Consider the following 18,450-nt stretch of genomic DNA (forward strand, 5'->3'; position numbering starts at 1 on the left):
CTCATGGTCACTGTCCCGAAAAAACCGGTTTGCGTTTGTCACGGAAGGCCGTGACACCTTCATTACGGTCGGCGCTGGCGGCGATCGCAGCGCTTCCGAGCGCCTCGATCATTGCCCCCTGATCCTCGCCGCAGCCGGCATGGATCATGAATTTGGCGACCTCGACGGCCCGTGGCGACAGGTCAGTGACCTTTGCAGCAATCTCGATGGCCGCCTGGCGAGGATCATCGGCGATCTCTGCGACGAAACCGAACTGCAGGGCACGTTCGGCACTGATGCGCCGTCCGAACAGCGCCATCTCCTTGATGACCGGTTCCGGCAGCAGGCGGGCGAGCCGCTGCGTGCCCGACCAGCCCGGCACGATGCCGACATGGGCCTCGGGAAGGGCAAGCGTCGCCTTCGGCGCCATGACCCGGATGTCGCAGGCCGCGGCAAGCTCCAGCCCGCCGCCGAAGGCGTGCCCCGAGATCACACCGATCACGGGCTTTGCCAGCCGGGCAAGACGGTCGAAAATCCGGTGTCCTTCGCGAACCCAGTGGCGGGCGAACTCCGCCGGCGAAAGGTCTCCCCAGGCATTGATATCGGCGCCGGCGCAGAAGGCCCGCTCCCCTTCCGCCGTCACCATCAGGCAGGTGATATCCGCCCGGCGTTCGACTGCGTCGAGATGCCCGGCGAATTCCTGCAACATCGCGACGGTGAAGGCATTGAGCTTGGCGGGATTGTCGAGCCGGATCTCCGCGAGCTGGCCGTGGATCTCGAGATGAACCGTGCTCATGGCGTCCACCCCATCGGCGTTTCGGACAGCAGCCTGCGGTCGATCGTCACCGCATCCGGCGCGACCTTGACCCTCCCTTGAGAGGCTATCACGATATCCCGCTCCGGCTCGATGCCGGGCATGATCTCGGTGGCGACGAGGCCTTCTGCGGTCAACCGCATGACGCAGCGCTCGGTGACATAGAGAACGTCCTGGCCCTCGGCGCGCGCCCGCCGGCCGGAAAAGGTCACATGCTCGACTTTCTCCACCATCTTGGTGAACTTGCCCGGCTTGGCGACGCGAATACCCTCGCCTGTCAGCTGCACCTCCGCGCCCGCCTCGAACCAGCCGGAGAAGACGATCTTGCGCGCCTGCGCGGTGATATCGACGAAGCCGCCGCAGCCGGCCGTGAGAAAGGGCTTCTTGCCGAGCTTCGAGACGTTGACGTTGCCCTCGACATCGACTTCGAGGAAGGAGAGGAAGGACACGTCGAAGCCGCCGCCCTGGAAGTAGATGAACTGCTGCGGCGAGGGCACGAAACCGTCGGCGTTGGAGGCACAGCCGAAGGCGAAGTCGGTGAGCGGCATGCCGCCGACCGCGCCCTGCTCGATCGCCCAGGTCACCGCGTCGGGATGGCCTTCCTCGAGCAGGATACGCGGCACCTGTGCGCTGATGCCGAAACCGAGATTGGCGGTCATGCCACGCTTCAGCTCGAATGCGGCCCGGCGCGCAATCACTTTCTCGACACCGTGCTCGGCGAGCTTGAAGCTCGACCACGGCCGCATGATCTGGCCGGAGATCGCCGGATCGTAAGGCGTCTCGCAGGTCTGCTTCTGGTCTGGATCGATAACCACGAGGTCGACGAGGTGACCCGGCACCCGCACGTCGTGCGGCCGGAGACTGCCGGCAGCCGTCATGCGCTGCACCTGAGCGATCACCAGGCCGCCGTGATTGCGCACGGCTATCGCCTGTTCCAGGCCGCCGAGATAGGCGCCCTCGTGCTCGTAGGTGAGGTTGCCGCGCTCGTCGGCCGTCGTCGCCCGCAGGATACAGACGTCCGGCACGATATTCGGAAAATGCAGCCAGGTCTCGCCGGCGAACTCCACCTGCGTGACGATCGGCCGGGCGGCGGCCTTCCCGTTCATGGCGCAACCTTCGCGCCGCGGATCGACGAAGGTGTCGAGACCGATACGCGTGAGGACACCCGGTCTGCGGGCGGCTACCTCGCGGTGCATGTCGAACATGATGCCGGAGGGCACGTTGTAGGCCTCGATGCGATCCTCGACGATCATCTTCCAGATCTCGGGCATCGGCAGGCTCGAAGGGCCGGACGGATAGGAGCCGGCGAGAACACGGCAGATGAGGCCGTCCTTGGCGATGTGGTCGATGCCCTTGACTCCGTACATGTCGCCGGCGGCGATCGGGTGCAGCATGGTCAGGCCGCGCGGATGGCCTTCGTCGTCGAAACGTCTGCCGAGCGCCTCCAGGACGAGATCGGGGCAGCCGAGGGCGGAGGAGGACGAGACGGTGACCACCGCCCCGTCGGGAATGCGCGCAACGGCTTCTGCCGCCGAAACGAGCTTGCTCATTTGGCACCCCCATAGTCGACGTCGACCGCGGCACCCGTCAGCGCGGCCTCGCGAACGGCAAGCGCGACCGCAAGCGATTTGACGCCGTCCCAGCCGGTTGCGGCCGGCTCGCCATGGCCGGCGGCAGCCGCGTGGAAGCGCCGCACCGCCTCGCCGTAAAGATCGTGGGGATCGTAAGCGACCGGCTCACGGCCGGCCGCGGTGACGAGTTCGATCGCACCGACCGGATTCTGCGTCATCACGCCCTTGGCGAAGATGGAGCCTTCGGTGCCATGCACCTCCAGGCCGGTCCCGGCGAAGGGATGGGTGAAGCTCTCATGGCTCATCACCATCACGCCAGACGGCATCGACCACACGGACATCACCGAATCCTCGACACCCTTTCCGAGTCCCGACGCGGCCATCTGGGCGACCACAGTCTTCGGATCCTCGCCCGTGAGGAAGCGGACGACATCCGCATCATGCACGGTGATATCCGGGATGACCCCGCCGCCGGCCACGGCTGAATTGATGCGCCATCCCTGCAGGTTCTCCGGCAGGTGGACAGCGTGATGGAGCCGCAGCGACAGCACCCGGCCGATCCGCCCGTCGCGAATCAGAGCCCGCACGGCGCGATGACTGCCCGAGCAGCGGAGGTGATGGTTGGTCGCGAAGACAACATCCTTCTCTTCCGCCGCACGGACCATCGAGACGGCGTCGGCTAGCGACATCGCCAGCGGCTTTTCACAGAGCACGTGTTTGCCTGCAGCAATGGCAGCCAGGGCCTGGGGCCGATGCTTCTCGTTGGTGGTGGAGATGTAAACCGCATCGACACGGGGATCGGCGACCGCCTCCTCGACGCTGACACCAGAGAGAGGAATGGCATGGGTCACGGCAAAGGCGGCGCCGCGCTCGGACGACGAACTCACCACCCGGATGATCTCGCCGCCCTCGGCCCTCAAAGCCCGGATCATATACTGCGCGGCGATAGTGCTCGCCCCGATCAGCGCCCAGCGCATCGCCGTCCTCCCGGTCAATTTAGATCGTTCCAATTTTTATATGGAACGTTCCAAATTGAGTCAAGCAAGATTTCCGACCGGGAACCATCTAACGGCAGGCGATCAGGAGCCCGGAGCTACGGACTTGAGTGAATAGCTCGTGCTCCGTCCCCCGCCTTCGTCCCGCCGCAGGATTCCTCGCGCGACGAGATCGTTGATGTCTCGCAGGGCGGTGTCGGGTGAAACTTTCGTGAGCGTGGCCCACTTCGATGACGTTAGCTTACCCTCGAAGCCGTCGAGAAGGCGGTTGATTACCGCCCGTTGCCGTGCGTTCAGCGGTTCCACCTCAATAGCCCGCCAGAATGCCGCCTTGTGCAAGACATTGCCAAGAATCCGCTCGGCACCGTCTATGGCTCGGTCAAGGCAAGCGAGAAACCAAGTGATCCAGTCTGTGATGTCGAGATCTCCCTTCTGCGTGCGTTCGAGCGTGGCGTAGTAGTCCCTGCGCTCCAAGCGGATCTCGGCGGACATGCTATAGAAGCGCTGCGGACTGGCTTCGGAACGGGCCAAGGCCATATCGGCGATGGCACGCGCAATCCGCCCATTGCCGTCCTCAAAGGGATGAATGGTCACGAACCAGAGATGGGCGATGGCGGCCTTAAGCACGGGATCGATGTTCCTTTCACTCTCAAACCAGGAGAGCAAAGCTGCCATCTCCTCGGGCAGTCGAACAGCACCGGGAGCCTCGAAATGCACCCGCTCGCGGCCATAAGGGCCTGAGACCACCTGCATCGGGCCGGCATTCTCACCGCGCCAGGCGCCGACGGCGATCCTGGTCATGCCGCTTCGCCCGGTCGGGAAGAGTGCGGCATGCCAGCCGAACAGCCGCTCCTCAGTCAGAGCCTTGTCATAGTTTTGCGTGGCATCGAGCATCATCTCGACGACACCTTCGATATCCCGGTCAACAGGAGCAAGCGCGCCGACATCCAAGCCGAGACGACGGGCAATCGACGAGCGCACCAGTTCCTTATCGAGCCTTTCCCCTTCGATTTCGCTTGATTTGACCACGTCTTCGGTCAGGGTGGCAAGGACGGCTTCGGCCCTGAGATCGAAGCCGAGCGCCTCCATGTGACCGATCAGCCGGCCTTGGCGATGACGAACGGCAGCCAAGCGTCCGCTTATCGCGCTCTCGGACCACCTGAACCGTGGCCAATCATCCTGCTCATGAATATAGACCATTCACCGCACCTTTCGCAGCGAATATGGTCCTCTTTCCCCGCATCGGCAAGTATAATCACCGCACGATTTGCGGCGCATAGAACGATTATCGCCGCACGCTCGCTTCAGACGTCCTGCCCAGGAGATCTCCGGCCTGTCCCAGACCCTGCCGAGAATACGGGCGGCGATCAGCCCACAATCGCATGCCCCGGCTGGTCAAGGTCAAGGCCAGTGGTGATCGTCGGTTTGGGCTATCTGTATAACTTCCCGCCGCACATCCCGCCGGTCAGGCGTCCGGCTCGTTCCTCTCCGCCATCGCCCGGACAAGAAGCAGCATGACGAGGGCCTGACCGTAGGGCGCCGGGACGTTGGGGATCTGACGGTAGAAGTCGAGCGTATGCCCCATCGGGGTGCCGTCGGAGACTTCGAGCACGATCCCGCTTTCGTCGATCCGCGCCAGCACCGCCTCCAGCGCCTTGTCGGCGATCGGCTTCAATCCTGCATCCAGCAGGCCGAGATCGATGCCGCGCAGGATACCGTAGGCGATCGCCGCCGTGGCAGACGTCTCCTCCGGCGAACCGGGATCGCAGACCAGCGTGCAGAACATGCCGTTGTCCCGCTGGTGGGCGGCAAGCGTCTTCACCTGCGAGCGCAGCACGAAAGTCAGGTGCCGCTGCAGATGGTCCGGCACGTGAGAAACGAGACTGAAGAGTTCCGGGATCGCAACGGTGATCCAGGAATTGCCCCGCGCCCAGAAGGCCTTGGCGAAATTGTGCCGGCCGTTGAACGTCCAGCCGTGATACCAGAGGCCCGTCACCGGATCGGCGAGATAGCGCTCGTGAACGAGAAACTGGTAGAAGGCCTCCTCGATCCAGTCCTGCCGGCCGAACCGCTCACCGGCGCGGGCGAGAAAGAGGCACGTCATGAACAGCGTGTCGTCCCAGAGTTCGCCGTCGTTCATGCGCTCCTTCACGACGTGCTGGAAGCCGCCATCCTCGGTGCGAGCGAGTTTCGTCATAAGCCAGTCGGCCCAGTCCCGGACCAGCGCCTCCCAGTCCGGACGGTCGACATGATCGATCAGCACGGAAAGCGGCAGCATCGGAGAGGACGAATTGACCTGGCGCGGTGGCAGGCCGCGGCCGATCTGCCAGTCGTACCAGCGTGCGATCGCCTCGATCAGCGAGCGGTCGCCCACCGCCTCGGCATGGCGGATCAGCCCGTAGATGCCGACGCCGACCTCCCAGTCCCATTCATCGAACTGCAACTGGTAAGCGCCATCGGGCGCGGCAACGGTTTCGTTGATGCCCTTGAGGCGGGCAAGGCCCAGCGCAACGCGGGAGAGGGTCTCGGAAAGTAGCTCGGGCTCGATCAACATCGGCGATCCTGTCACAAGAGAAGACGGTCAGAAGGAATAGGCGTCGAAATGCCGGACGGCGGGGTCGATGCTTCGGTTGGGGAAGACATAAGGCTTGCCGTCGTCCGTCAGTCCTTCATCCCAATCCAGGGCGAGCGCAGTCCGGCCCGGCCGATCAAGAACAAGCCGTCCGGCCGCATCGAACGATACGGTGACGCCGGCGAGGTGATCCCGGAAGGTCGCGAAGTCCGCCGAGTCAGCGCCTTCCCCGGCCAGCGCCACCCAGCCGCAATGGCGGCCTTCGGCGCGGAATTCGATGCCGGCGCCCGGGCCTGCGGCGACCGCTTCGATCGGGCTCGTCGCCAAAAGTGCGGCGAAGCCCCGCCCTGCCCTGAGAACGATCCAGTTACCAAGGCGCTCGACCGCATCGAAGGCATCGGACTGGACATAGGCATGGGTGAAGGACTGGCGGGCATTCTCGCCGAGGTCGAAGAGCAGCATCGCGACGTTTTCGTACTGTGCCACGCGCGGCAGCGAACCGTTGCCGGCCCAGTAGGACGGTCGCTGGTTGCCCCAGGGATCGTCCTCGCCGGGATGGTTGATCCAGGCGCGGGCGAAGGGGTCAGAGGCGAAGCGCAGGTCGACGACATGCTGCTGATGTCCGCGGCCGCCGGGCTTGCCGTCGACCATCGACGACAACTGCACCGCCGCCGTCTTGTAAAGCGCCAGCCGTGCCGCCTCGTCGTGTCCCTGCACGTAATGCGCCGTCAGCGCCTTGCCGGGCTCCGGCTCGACCACGGCGCACGCCGCTTCGGGCGGCTCGTAGCCGCCGGCGCAGAACATCGGCAAGGCAGCCACGCCGTCGTTCAGCCAGCCCTTGCCGAAGGCGACGGTGGCAAAAGGCGCAAGTTCCGTCAGCGGCCCGGCGCGCAGTTCCTTGTCGTAGGCACGCCCCATGGTGCCGGCGGGGACACCAGCCAGGGTATGCAGCCCGATCATCACCATCAACCGGTCGAGCAACGCCCGCGCGCGCGCCCTGATGGCACCGTCACCCAGATGTTCCAGCGCCAGCAGGCCGATGAAATCGATGGGGTAATAGGCGGCCGAATTCCACTCCGCGAGCCCGTGGTGTTCGACGGAATCGAACCATTTCGAAAGCCGCTCCTCGCCGAGACGGGCCTGTTCGCTGCCGCTGCGCCCGGAGCAGCTGAAGGTTTCCTCCGGCAGCAGGCGCCCGGCCAGATATTGGGAGACATGGAAGCACAGCACATGGTTCTCGCTCCAGAACCACATGACGTCGTTGCCCGGCTCGTCGACCCAGTAGCGGTAGTCGAGAGCCGCCCGCCGGATCTCGCGACGGGTCGCCTCGGGCAGACCGTCACGATAATCCGAGTAGAGCCAGAGCAGCGGCACCATCACGAAGTCGGAGCAGTCCCGGCGCTCGTCAACGGCTGCCAGCGTGTCGGCGATGATCGCGTGAACCGTGGCATCCGCCGGCCGGCCGCTTGCCATCATGGCAATCGCACGGCCTATCCGCGCCTCGCCGTTGGCGGCGGCGTAGTCGAGCGCCAGTGCCTTGCGCTCTGCCAGCGGCCGATCCGAAAGATCGCGGAAAGGGGCGGCGAACGTGGCAAAGGCGATGTGTCGGGTGACCCGGTTGTCTCCGACGGCGAACGTGAGTTCCAGCGGGTGATGGCCATCGGCAAGCGCATCCGCACCGGGCAACTCGACCAGGGTCTCGCCAGATTCGAGAATTCCCACAGCATCGAGAAGCGGGGGCTTGTCGCTCATGTGCACGCTCGGGAGGATGCGGCCGCGCACAGTGACGTCAACGCTTGCCGGCCGTTCCACCCTGAGCCGCAGCCGTCCGTCGCGTACATGCAAGGGATCCGGCCGCACCTCCGCCGCGAGGTCCTTCAACAGCCCGACCGTCGCGCCGGAGATCGCGACGGGAAGGTGTGCCGTAAGCGTGTCGAGGCCAAGCGACGTCAGTTCGAAATACCAGAGCGCGTCGCGCTCGGCGAGTTCCTCGGTAAGCACGACCACTTCCGAGCCGCCGGCCTTCAACGGCAACCGGATTTCGGTCTCGGATTCGCGATTGCGGCGGAAAGGTTCGAACACCGCACACTCGACGCCGTCCACCCAGATCCGCACCCCGCCGCAAGTGGTAAGCCGGAACGCATGGCCGCCGGCACGCGCCGGGACGAGTTTCGTCTTCAGCCAGCGTGCGAGACGCGTCGGGCGATGCCAGAACCCGGAGAATTCCACCCGCCGGTTGAAGCCGGGAAGATAGAGGCCGTCGATCGCAAAATCGTCGCGGAAGGCTACTCGGCGGGTTTCGATCTCCCGCCACAGCGCCACCCGGCACGGCAGGTCGCCCACATCGACGAAGCCGTTGATGAAGCGATAGTTGACCCGATCCTCCGCGAGCGCCGGCTCGCCCGGATAGAGCCGGGCCTCGACCGCCGACATGGCCCAGGCGGTGACCGTCTCCCCCGGAGCAACGGCAAAACCGGCCGATGCGGTTTCGGCAAATCGCGGCGCGGTCATGGCGACACCTCCGGGCGCGTCTGCACGGCCGGCAGGCTGAGCTCGATCCGTTCGAGGAGCTCCGGCAGCTTCCAGATATGCGAGATGGTGAAGAGCGGACGTTCCCGGCGCAGACGCGGCGCGTGGCTGCGCCGTGTCGACCAGGAGAGAAACACGCTCATCATGCCGAAACGGTTGGCGCCGAGGATGTCGCGCTCCAGATTGTTGCCGACCATGACGCTGCGAACCCGTTCCGCCTCGGTGAGGCCGAGTGCCTCCATGGCGGCGGAGAACATCTTCTGCGAGGGCTTCAGCTCGCCGACGTCGCCGGAAATGACGTGGGCTTCGAAGCGCTCCCACAAGCCGCGGGCACCGAGCACGTTCTCGAAGGTCGCGCGCGGCCCGTCGGCGACCAGAGCAAGCCGGTAACCGCTGCGCGAAAGCTGCTCCACCACCTCACCCGCTCCCGGAATGAGCGCAGCCTTCAGCACGACTTCCGTCCCCGATATCTTCTCCTCGGTCGACTCGTCGACCAGCGTGTCGCCGCAATCGAGGAAGACGGCGGCAAGATGGGGGACAGTCGCGGGCAGCGAGGCGACGAGGGACGATACCCTCTGGGGAATCCACGCTTCAAGCTGCGGCCAAGGCACCAGTGCCAGCCCCTCCCCGGCGTCGCTGTCCCTGCCGAAACGCCAGGCGGGCGTGAACCGCATCCGCTTCAGTTTCAGCGCGGCAAGCCGGTTCTCGAGCGCGCTCGCGCCGATCAGCCCGCGGTCGGAAAACCGGTTCGACAGATGGACGCCCTGTGCGCCGGCAAAGGCGCCGCACATGCCCTCGATCAGCAGACCGGCTTTCGCCCGCATCTCGCCGGGATCCGCCCAATGTGCATGCTTTCCCGGTTCGAGATAGAGGACCGGCCGCGGCCCCTCGACGGGCGATGAACCGTCCGGCCGCGTCATTATGCGCCGTGCGCCGTGGCGCGAAGCCTCCACCTTCACCACCCGCCCGGCCGCATCGACATGCACCCAGACATGCTCCAGATCGTAAAGGTGCTGGATGTACCAGTCGTACCAGATCGCATATTCGATCACGTGATCCGCAACCGGCCGGATCGTGAATTTCGAGGAGACGGACTGCATCTCGCCCCGATAGACGGCGTAGCCGGCCGCGAGCGGGCGGAACGGTTCTCGGTCGTCGAACCTCAAGAGCGGGCAATGTCGCCCGGCGAGTGCGAGGTCGGGGTCTTCAGTCGATCCCGTGAGCACGCCAGGCATGGCGGAGAGAACGTTCATGCCGCGGGCACCCCGGTGAGTTCGAGGCTTTCGGCGTGGTGGCAGCGCGCCTGCCGACCCGGCAGCACGGTCCGGAGCTCGGGGATCTCCATGCGGCAACGCTCATCGGCGTAGGCACAGCGCGGATGGAACGGACAACCGGAGGGGACGTTCATCGCATCGGCGATCTCGCCCTTGAGGGGCACGCGCTTGCGCGCACGGTTGCCGCGCGGATCGGGTTGCGGAACGGCCGCAAGCAGCGCTTCGGTATAGGGATGCAGCGGTCGCGCGAACAGGGCATCGGTCTCGCCGACTTCCATCAGGCGGCCGAGATACATCACCCCGACCCGGTCCGAGATGTGCTCGACCATGCCCAGATCGTGGGTAATGAAGAGGTAGGTGAGACCGAACTGCTCCTGCAGGTCCTGCATCAGGTTGATGTTCTGCGCCGCGACCGACACGTCGAGCGCCGAGACGGCCTCGTCCGCGGCGATGAAACGCGGCTGGAGCGCGAGCGCGCGGGCAATCCCGATCCTCTGGCGCTGGCCACCGGAGAACGCATGTGGGTAGCGTGAGGCGTATTCGGGGCGAAGACCGACGAGCTGAAGCAGTTCCGCAACCCGGTCGGCGATTTCCGCCCGCGTACCGACGCCATGGATCACGAGGGGCTCGCCGACGAGATCGAGCAGCGTCATCCGCGGATCGAGCGAGGAATAGGGATCCTGGAAGATCATCTGCATCTCGCGCCGTATCTGCCTCAGGTCGCGGTCGGAGAGGCCGGTGATGTCGACCACCTCTCCGCTCTCGCGCCTGAACAGGATTTCACCGCCGGTGAGATCATAGGCCCTGAGGATCAGCCGGGCGATCGACGACTTGCCGGAGCCGCTCTCGCCGACCAGACCGAAGGTCTCGCCCTTGCGGATGTCGAAGGAGATGTCGTCGACCGCCTTGACGGTCGCAATCTCGCGATGACGCCAGCCGCCGAAGACCGGGAAGTGCTTCTTCGCACCGCGGACGGAGATCAGAACCTCGTCATCCATCGAGAGTGCCTTGGTGGGTTGGAACGTCATTCGGCCGCCTCCGGAAGAACTTCGCCGGCAAGATGGCAACGCGCCACCTGCCCGCTCGGAAACCTTGCCTCAGCGGGCACGACGACATCGCAGCGGCCCGCGACCGCATGGTCGCAACGCGGATGGAAGGAGCAACCCTGCGGCACGCTGTAGGGATCGGGAACCGAACCCCGGATCGTGCGCAGGCGCCGCGTCTTCTCCCCGCCGAGCCGCGGAATCGAACGCAGCAGAGCCTGGGTATAGGGATGCTTCGGCTCGTAGAAGATCTCGTCGACGGTGCCCGTCTCGATCACCCGGCCGAGATACATCACTGCGACACGGTCGGCGATATCCGCCACCACGCCGAAGTTGTGGGTGATGAAGACGATCGCCATGCCGAGTTCCTGCTGCAGGGATTTGAGGAGGTGCAGGATCTGGGCTTCCGTAGTGACGTCGAGCGCCGTGGTGGGCTCGTCGGCGATCAGCAGTGTCGGATCGCAAGCGAGCGCCAGCGCAATCATCGCCCGCTGACGCATGCCGCCCGACAGGTGATGCGGATAGCGGTCGACGATGTCGTGCGGACGCGGCATCTGCACCTTCGCGAGCAACTCGATCGCCCGCGCCCGCGCTTCGGCTTTCGACACCTTGCGATGCAGCATGACCGTACGCATGATCTGCGTCCCGATCGTGTGCACCGGCGACAGCGCCGTCATCGGCTCCTGGAAAACCATGCCGATCTCGCCGCCGCGCAGGCTCCTCATGGTCCGGCTCTGGCGATGCTCGGCGGAAATCAGCACCTCGCTGCCATCCTTGCGGCGAAACCGGACACTGCCGCCGGCGTCGACCGCATTGGCGGCCGTCAGCCGCATGATCGAACGCGCGGTGACGGACTTGCCCGAGCCGCTTTCCCCGACGATGCCGAGCACCTCGCCCTTGTCGACGTGGTAGGAAACGCCGTTGACCGCCCTGACGACGCCGTCCCGGGTCGGGAAATGCACCGCCACTTCATGGAGCTCGAGGAGACGGCCCGGGGGCATGGCGTTCTGAGAAGTATTCGAAGGCTGTGACATGGTGCTGTTCCGTCAATGGCCGTAGGGGTCGGCCGCGTCGCGAAGGCCATCACCGATGAAGTTGAAGGCGAGCACCACGAGAACGACGGCCGCACCCGGCGCGAGAAGCCACGGCGCGAGCGAAATGGTGCGCAAGTTCTGGGCGTCCTGCAGCAGCACACCCCAGCTCACGACCGGCGGGCGAAGTCCGAGGCCGAGAAAGCTGAGCGCCGTCTCGCCGAGGATCATTTCCGGGATCGCGAGCGTGACGGCCGCGATGATGTAGCTGGTCATGGCCGGGAGCATGTGCCGTGTGACGATGCGATACTCCGAGGCGCCCACGAGCCGGGCCGCCATGACGTAGTCTTCCGATTTCAGCGACAGAAAACGGCCGCGGACGACCCGCGCGAGATGGGTCCAGCCGATCAGCGACAGGATGATGGTGATCAGCACGTAGACGAACAGCGGATCCCAGTTGATCGGCAGCGCTGCGGCGAGCCCCATCCACAGCGGAATGGTCGGGATCGACCGGATGAATTCCATGAGCCGCTGGATCGCTGCATCGATCCAGCCGCCGTAGTAGCCGGAGACGGCCCCGAGTGCGAGGCCGAGGACAAAGGAGAAGGCAACCCCGATCAGACCGGCGGAGAGCGTCACGCGCGCGCCATAGAGGAGGCGGCTGAAGAGATCGCGCCCGAGGGAATCCGTTCCCATGAGGTTGATCTTCTGGCGGCGGTCGTCGATCCCGAAAAAATGCAGCTTCGTTTCGACGAGACCGAGAAACCTGTAGGTCTCCCCTTCGACGAAGAAGCGGATCGGCAGCACCTTGCTTCGATCCTCCGCGTAGATCACCCGGGCCGTCTCCGGGTCACGGGAGCGCTTCACCGCATAGACGAAGGGGCGCTGCAACTGCCCCTCGTGCAGGACGCGAACCACGCTCGGCGGAGTGAAGGTATTGATGCGGTTGATCGTGTTCGGCGTGTACGGCGACATGAAATCCGCAAAGAGCGCCAGGAAGCCGACACAGACCATGAAAACGAGCGAAGCCACCGCCAGCCGGTGCTGGCGGAAACGCCACCAGACGAGCGTCCAGGGCTTGGCGGTGTAGCTGGCGTCAGCCTTCAGCTCGTCCTTTACGAGCGGCGGAGCCTCGAGGATTGCGTCGGTCGCGGGAAAGGTGCCGGTATCGGTCATATGCGCCTCATGAGAACCGGATGCGCGGGTCGGACAGCGCAAGAAGAATGTCGGAGAGCAGGGTGCCGATGACGGTGAAGACGCTCAGGATCAGGATGAAGCTGCCGGCGAGATACATGTCCTGCATCTTGAGCGCCTGCAGGAGAAGCGGACCGGTCGTCGGCAGGTTGAGCACCACGGCCGTGATCACGTCGCCGGAAAAGAGGGCCGGCAGTGCCCAACCGACGGTGGAGATGAACGGATTGAGGGCGATGCGAACCGGGTAGCGCCATACGACGGTGCGTTCGCCGAAACCCTGCGCATAAGCAGTTTCCACATAGGGCTTGCGCAGTTCGTCCAGCATGTTCGCCCGCATGACGCGGATCAGCCCCGCCGCCCCGCCGGTTGCCAGCACCAGCAGCGGGATCCAGATGTGCGAGAGCATATTGACGACCTTCGCAAGGTCCCACGGTTGCCCCTCGAACTGCGGGGATACGAGCCCGCCGACGTCGAGGTGCAGCCACATATACGTCATCCACATCAGAACGAGAGCCAGCAGGAAGTCGGGCACACCCTTGCCGAGGAAACCGAAGACGGTGAACACGTAATCGAACACCGAGTATTGCCGCGTTGCCGAATAGACACCGACAGGAATGGCGATCAGCCACGTAAACACCATGCTGAGCGTCGAGATGAGCAGCGTGAGGCCGAGACGTTCCCAGATGAGATCGCCGACGGCAGCGTTCCATTCGAGCGACCGCCCGAAGTCGCCATGGAGAACGATGTTGGAAATCCATCGCCAGTATTGCACCAGAAGGGGATCGTTGAGCCCGTAGCGGGCCCGCATCATCGCTTCCTCCGTCTCGCTGATGAAGTCGCCGCTGTTTCGAAGCTGGGCCGCATAGGCGGTCACAAAGTCGCCCGGCGGCAACTGGATGATGACGAACGAGATGAACGAGACGAAGATCAATGTGGGAATGGCCCACATGGAGCGCGTGACAACATACTTCAGCACGACGCCACCTCCTGTTCCCTATACGTCGCCCCGGTTGCCGGCACCCATTGCCGAGCAGGAACCGGGATCCTCCACAAGCGGGTCCGAGACGGGGACCGCCGGCGGCTCCGTGCCGGCGGTCCGCCGTGATCTCCCGCGATCCTGCCGGCTACTGCGCCATCCACATCTGCTGCGTGGCGCCGAGACCGATGCCGCGCGTGATGTCGTCCTCGATCAGGTCGTCGGGGAAGTTCATGAAGTTGTTCTTCACCACCGAAATGGCCGGCAGCTCTCCCACGACGCCGATGACCCAGCCCTGCGTGACGAAGGTCTTGATCAGGTCGTTGAGGGCCGCATCCGCCTCCTTGCGGTCGGCGGCCTTGGCGGCCTTGTCCCAGTCGGCAAAGAGCGTGCGGATCGGATGATCGGCCGGCGGCTCGATGCCATCGGCCCCTTTCGTCGTGTACCAGATATAATACTGATGGGCGTAGGAATCGTTGCCCATCATGATGCGCGGGTCGGCCGCAACGACCGACAGGCGGTCGAACGGATACCACTGCATCTGGAATTCATTGTTGTCGCGGTTGGCGTCCCACTGGGTGCGGTCGATGATCCGCGGCAGCAGCTCGACGCCGATGTCCTTGTAGTTGGCGGCGACGATTTCCATAGTCTTCGGGCCGTTCGAATGCTCCATCTCCACCACGATTGACAGGCGCTTGCCGTCGGGACGCAGGCGGAAACCCTCACCGTCACGCTTGTCGAGACCGATGCCGTCCAGAAGTGCGTTCGCCTTGTCGGGATCGTACTCGGCCCAGTGCTTTTCCAGATCTGGATCGAAGTTCGGCGACCCGGACACGGGGGAGGCCTGGCGCGCTTCGGCGAGGCCCGAGAAGATCAGCTCGTTCACCGTCTCGCGGTCGATCGCGACGCTGAGCGCCTCGCGGAAATCGGAGGTTTCGAAGAGGCCGCGCAACACCTCGTCCTTGACATTGAGGTTCGGCACGAGTGACCAGGTCTGCGCCTGCGTCCAACGATGGACCTTGTAGCCGCCCTTCTCCTCGTTCTCCTTGTAGAAGGTGAAGTCCTGCGGCTCGACATAGCGCATCTGCATGTCGATCTGCCCCTGGACGATCATCAGGTTGAATGCCTCCTGATCGCTGAACAGCTTGTGCGAGATGCGGTCGATGTAAGGCAGCTGGTTGCCGGCCTGGTCGACGGCGTAATAGTAGGGATTGCGCACCATCGTGACGACGTCGCCCGGGGCCGGCTTTTCGATCTTCCACGCCGTGATCACCGGCAGGTCCGGGTTCTGCCACCAGGCGGTCGCGGCCCCCTTCGAACCCCAGAGATCGGTCCACTTCTCGACGCCGAACTTCGCGGCAGCGGCCTTCAGCTCATCCTCAGAGGCATACTTGTTGTTGAACTGCTTGAGGTAGTGCTTGGGGAAGAGGAAGCTCGGACGATCGAGGCTCGGGTCGCCCGTGGAGTCCTTCGCCAGGATCTCGAGGAAATAGACATATGGTTCGTCGAACTTCACCTTGAAGGTCTGCTCGTCGACGACTTCCAGTTTCATCGGCTTTCCGCCCGGCGCCAGGGTCTGGTCGATCGAAGCCAGAAGGTCCTTGTTCATGAAGACGTCGTCATACCAGAAGCGGACGTCCTCGGTTGTGACGGGCTCACCGTCGGACCACTTGAGACCCTTCAGCAGCGTGAAGGTGAATTCGCGGGAATCCTCGCTGACCGAATAGGACGAGATGTAGCCCGGCACCAGCCCAAGCGGCCCGCCCGGCTTCTGCGACCACTTGACGACGCGCTCCTCCATCAACTTCGTCGGCCCCCAGCGATCGCCCGGGCCCTTGTAGGCGCGCTGCCAGTTGCCGCCATATTTGCCGACCTCTGCAGCTTTCAGAACGGTCGGCTTCTCCGGAAGACGTTGCTCGACCGGGGGCAGCTTGCCGGCCTTTACCTGCTCGGTCAGCATCGGCGACTCCTGAAACGCCAGAGCCGATCCCGCGAGGCACGTCGCCATCAGTACAGCAAGAGAAGATGCGAAAATATTTGCATTAAAAAACATGCCAACCTCCCAGTTCAGCAAACGGATCCGCGATCCCCATGTTTTCTCGCGATATCGCCGTGAGGACGACGATCCGTCATGAATGAGGAAAAATCAAGGTGAAAAAATTTTTTCACTATCCGACGATGGAAGAGCCACCGCTCTCACGCTCGATCAGACGACATCCGAGCTCGATCCTCGCTGCCGGCTGATCGCGGCCGGCGCCCGACAGCCTTTGCTCCAGCGCCTGGATCGTCGCCGCCGCCAAGGCGTCGAGTGGCACCCTGACCGTCGTCAGCGACGGCTGTGTGAGGTCACCGGGAGCGACGCCGTCGAAACCGACGACGGCGATATCGGCCGGAATGCGGAAGCCGAGCGCCTGAAGCTCAGTGAGCGCCCCGATCGCAAGATTGTCGGCGGCGCAGAAGACGGCGGTAAAGCCGTCGAGGCCACCCCGCTCGGCCACAAAGGCTCGCAAAGCCTCTCGGGCATGCTCCGGCTCGTAGCCTTTGGCGCAGAGCACCTCCCCGAGATCGGTCGACAAGTCCCGCTGCAAATAGGCGTCGTGAAAGCCGTCGAGGCGGCGCATGATCGTGCTGCGGCCGCGCCAGGTGAGGTGCAGTATCCGCCGATGACCGTTTGCAAGCAGCCATTCCGTCGCGAGCCGGGCGCCATAGCGATTGGCCGGAGCGACCGTGTCGATGCTCATCGTCGGGTCCTCACCGTTCAGCAGGACAACGGCAATGTCGCTGCCGGCAAGACCTTTCAGAAGTTTCGGATTGTCGTCGAAGACGACGGCGATCGCTTCCGCTTCCGCGGCGCGCGCGCCCGCAAGGATCTCGGTGGCGTTGAGCTGTGGCGCACCGCTATGCGCGACGATACGGATACCTCGCCGCTCGCATTCCCGTGAAAGCGCGGTCAGCAGCGTCCATGACACGAGATTGATGTCGTTGTGCGGCAGATTACCGGGCGGCACCGCGAGATAGAGGGTGCTGAGCGAGGCGATGGCACCCTTGCGCTGGCGCTTTGCGAGGTAGCCGAGCTTGCGCGCAGCCTCCAGGACACGTACGCGCACCTCCTGCGAAATCGGCGCCGTGCCGTTCAGGACATGGGAGACCGTGCTGAGTGCGACGCCGGCTTCCCGCGACACATCCTTGATACCGATCTTGCGGTCCGGTCGTCTTTCGAGGGGCAAGCGTCATTCTCCATAGAAGGGATTGGTGAAGAGTCTCGGTTCCTTACCATGCCAGACCTCGTAGCGCACGAAGCGCCCGGAAAACCGCTGGTCGAGGCAGACCGTCGCAGCGGTGCCGGCCGGCAAGACCTCCACCACGCCGGTCTCGGTGACACGGCGGATTTCGTCGCCGTCGGAAAGGCCGGTGAAGGTCACGGAAATCTCCCGCCCGGCGGAAACCTGCGAACCGAAGTCCGGCATTTCGCCCGTGGAAGGTTTCGCCATGGCCTCGTCGGGGGCAAAGGCGACCACGTTTCGACCCGCCCGCACCGCGGCAAGGATATCCGCGACGGACGATCCCTCCACGCAGAGCCTGTTGGCCGGTCGCCCGTGCCGCCTCCGGTTCTTCAGGTGGAAATCGCTGCCGCCGGTTGCCGGAACGCGCCGGCCGGAGCTCAGCAGCTCCTGCCAGAAGGCAAGGCCCTGCTCGTTCATCGCCGACCAGTTGCCGTTCCAGATCTCGAGCGCGTCGAAGTCGACGTCGAAGCCGGATTGCCACCGACCGCCGGCCGAATTCTGGAAGGGGTGGTTGATGACGACGGTCGCGCCGTTGGCGCGCGCCTCGGCCATCTTCTCGGCGACGTCACGGGGCGAACGGCAGCGCCAGTCCGCGACCGGACGCGGCAGGCCGAGAAAGTTCGTGTGGCCCCAGTAGGAGGTGAGTTCCATCGCCGGGATGACGAGAATGCCGGGATCGTCCGGCTGGACATCGTTCTGCGTGACGGTGTTGTGGTCGGTGATCGCCAGGAAATCGAGGGCCGAAGTGCGCGCCCGGTGGATTGCGTCGAGCACGGTGACGCCGCCGTCGGAATGCTCCGAATGGCTGTGCAACTCGCCGGCGAGCCAGCGCTGCCGCCGACCGATCAGGCGGATTTCGACGTCGACCTTGCAGTTCGGCCCGATCTTCACGATGCCGAGCACGACGTGCCACGCACCGACGAGCGGGCCCGGCTCGTATCCCGGCGTCGCCCGGTCCTCCTCCAGCGTGACGTGACCGCGTTCGGAGCCCGTCCAGCCGCGCATGAGGCCGTTGCGGGCAACACCGAGGTCGATGACACTGCCACCGCCGCCGAAGGGGAAGTGGTAGCTCACCTCGATCCGTTCGATGTCCGGCCCGACCTCGAACGGAATTTCGACGAAGGATTTCTCACCATCCGGGAAGTGGTCGATGGTCGCGGTTATCACTCGGTTCTGTGCGGACATCGA

General features: G+C 64.6%; 14 protein-coding genes. All 14 read right to left on the reverse strand.

Annotated features, from left to right (window positions below; translation table 11 throughout):
* Positions 1-7: 7 nt before the first annotated feature.
* The 14 genes from EUU22_RS02515 to EUU22_RS02580 all read right to left on the reverse strand — a co-directional run bounded on the left by EUU22_RS02515 (position 8) and on the right by EUU22_RS02580 (position 18,447).
* Positions 8-775 carry an enoyl-CoA hydratase/isomerase family protein gene (locus EUU22_RS02515; RefSeq protein WP_129330530.1) on the reverse strand — a complete coding sequence of 256 codons (768 nt, stop codon included), beginning with the start codon at positions 773-775 and terminating at the stop codon, positions 8-10.
* Complete coding sequence (locus EUU22_RS02520) at positions 772-2,343, reverse strand: acyl CoA:acetate/3-ketoacid CoA transferase (RefSeq protein WP_129330531.1); 1,572 nt, start codon at positions 2,341-2,343, stop codon at positions 772-774. The genes EUU22_RS02515 and EUU22_RS02520 overlap by 4 nt, the downstream gene beginning before the upstream one ends.
* Positions 2,340-3,341 carry a Gfo/Idh/MocA family protein gene (locus tag EUU22_RS02525; protein WP_129330601.1) on the reverse strand — a complete coding sequence of 334 codons (1,002 nt, stop codon included), beginning with the start codon at positions 3,339-3,341 and terminating at the stop codon, positions 2,340-2,342. The genes EUU22_RS02520 and EUU22_RS02525 overlap by 4 nt, the downstream gene beginning before the upstream one ends.
* Before the next feature lie 102 nt (positions 3,342-3,443).
* Positions 3,444-4,559: a Fic family protein gene (locus EUU22_RS02530; protein ID WP_129330532.1), complete on the reverse strand. Its 1,116-nt coding sequence runs from the start codon at positions 4,557-4,559 to the stop codon at positions 3,444-3,446.
* Between the two features lie 265 nt (positions 4,560-4,824).
* Positions 4,825-5,913: a beta-galactosidase BglB gene (gene bglB / locus EUU22_RS02535; RefSeq protein WP_129330533.1), complete on the reverse strand. Its 1,089-nt coding sequence runs from the start codon at positions 5,911-5,913 to the stop codon at positions 4,825-4,827.
* A gap of 27 nt (positions 5,914-5,940) precedes the next feature.
* Positions 5,941-8,442 (reverse strand): hypothetical protein, encoded by a 2,502-nt coding sequence (locus EUU22_RS02540; protein ID WP_205687831.1) that lies wholly within the window; start codon positions 8,440-8,442, stop codon positions 5,941-5,943.
* On the reverse strand, positions 8,439-9,713 hold the full coding sequence (locus EUU22_RS02545) for an HAD family hydrolase (RefSeq protein ID WP_129330534.1): 1,275 nt from the start codon (positions 9,711-9,713) through the stop codon (positions 8,439-8,441). Before EUU22_RS02545 ends, EUU22_RS02540 begins: the two co-directional genes overlap by 4 nt.
* Positions 9,710-10,762: an ABC transporter ATP-binding protein gene (locus tag EUU22_RS02550; protein WP_245484887.1), complete on the reverse strand. Its 1,053-nt coding sequence runs from the start codon at positions 10,760-10,762 to the stop codon at positions 9,710-9,712. The genes EUU22_RS02545 and EUU22_RS02550 overlap by 4 nt, the downstream gene beginning before the upstream one ends.
* Positions 10,759-11,811, reverse strand: a complete 1,053-nt coding sequence (locus EUU22_RS02555; RefSeq protein WP_205687832.1) for an ABC transporter ATP-binding protein — start codon at positions 11,809-11,811, stop codon at positions 10,759-10,761. Before EUU22_RS02555 ends, EUU22_RS02550 begins: the two co-directional genes overlap by 4 nt.
* Before the next feature lie 12 nt (positions 11,812-11,823).
* On the reverse strand, positions 11,824-12,984 hold the full coding sequence (locus EUU22_RS02560; RefSeq protein ID WP_129330535.1) for an ABC transporter permease: 1,161 nt from the start codon (positions 12,982-12,984) through the stop codon (positions 11,824-11,826).
* 7 nt (positions 12,985-12,991) lie between these two features.
* Entirely contained in the window at positions 12,992-13,978 is a 987-nt protein-coding gene (locus EUU22_RS02565) for an ABC transporter permease (RefSeq protein WP_129330536.1), read from the reverse strand.
* Positions 13,979-14,126: 148 nt separating this feature from the next.
* On the reverse strand, positions 14,127-15,938 hold the full coding sequence (locus tag EUU22_RS02570; RefSeq protein ID WP_245484888.1) for an ABC transporter substrate-binding protein: 1,812 nt from the start codon (positions 15,936-15,938) through the stop codon (positions 14,127-14,129).
* A 208-nt stretch (positions 15,939-16,146) separates the two neighbouring features.
* On the reverse strand, positions 16,147-17,205 hold the full coding sequence (locus EUU22_RS02575; RefSeq protein WP_129330538.1) for a LacI family DNA-binding transcriptional regulator: 1,059 nt from the start codon (positions 17,203-17,205) through the stop codon (positions 16,147-16,149).
* Between the two features lie 3 nt (positions 17,206-17,208).
* A complete protein-coding gene (locus EUU22_RS02580) occupies positions 17,209-18,447 on the reverse strand; it encodes a CehA/McbA family metallohydrolase (RefSeq protein ID WP_129330539.1) in 1,239 nt (412 codons plus the stop codon).
* Positions 18,448-18,450 lie beyond the last annotated feature (3 nt).

Origin of the sequence: Ciceribacter ferrooxidans, assembly GCF_004137355.1 — a bacterium.
Lineage (GTDB): Bacteria > Pseudomonadota > Alphaproteobacteria > Rhizobiales > Rhizobiaceae > Allorhizobium > Allorhizobium ferrooxidans.

Coding starts and splice junctions, on each gene's coding strand:
- EUU22_RS02515 (WP_129330530.1), bottom strand. CDS start 775: ATGAGCACGGTTCATCTCGAGATCCACGGCCAGCTCGCGGAGATCCGG.
- EUU22_RS02520 (WP_129330531.1), bottom strand. CDS start 2,343: ATGAGCAAGCTCGTTTCGGCGGCAGAAGCCGTTGCGCGCATTCCCGAC.
- EUU22_RS02525 (WP_129330601.1), bottom strand. CDS start 3,341: ATGCGCTGGGCGCTGATCGGGGCGAGCACTATCGCCGCGCAGTATATG.
- EUU22_RS02530 (WP_129330532.1), bottom strand. CDS start 4,559: ATGGTCTATATTCATGAGCAGGATGATTGGCCACGGTTCAGGTGGTCC.
- bglB (WP_129330533.1), bottom strand. CDS start 5,913: ATGTTGATCGAGCCCGAGCTACTTTCCGAGACCCTCTCCCGCGTTGCG.
- EUU22_RS02540 (WP_205687831.1), bottom strand. CDS start 8,442: ATGACCGCGCCGCGATTTGCCGAAACCGCATCGGCCGGTTTTGCCGTT.
- EUU22_RS02545 (WP_129330534.1), bottom strand. CDS start 9,713: ATGAACGTTCTCTCCGCCATGCCTGGCGTGCTCACGGGATCGACTGAA.
- EUU22_RS02550 (WP_245484887.1), bottom strand. CDS start 10,762: ATGACGTTCCAACCCACCAAGGCACTCTCGATGGATGACGAGGTTCTG.
- EUU22_RS02555 (WP_205687832.1), bottom strand. CDS start 11,811: ATGTCACAGCCTTCGAATACTTCTCAGAACGCCATGCCCCCGGGCCGT.
- EUU22_RS02560 (WP_129330535.1), bottom strand. CDS start 12,984: ATGACCGATACCGGCACCTTTCCCGCGACCGACGCAATCCTCGAGGCT.
- EUU22_RS02570 (WP_245484888.1), bottom strand. CDS start 15,938: ATGCTGACCGAGCAGGTAAAGGCCGGCAAGCTGCCCCCGGTCGAGCAA.
- EUU22_RS02580 (WP_129330539.1), bottom strand. CDS start 18,447: ATGTCCGCACAGAACCGAGTGATAACCGCGACCATCGACCACTTCCCG.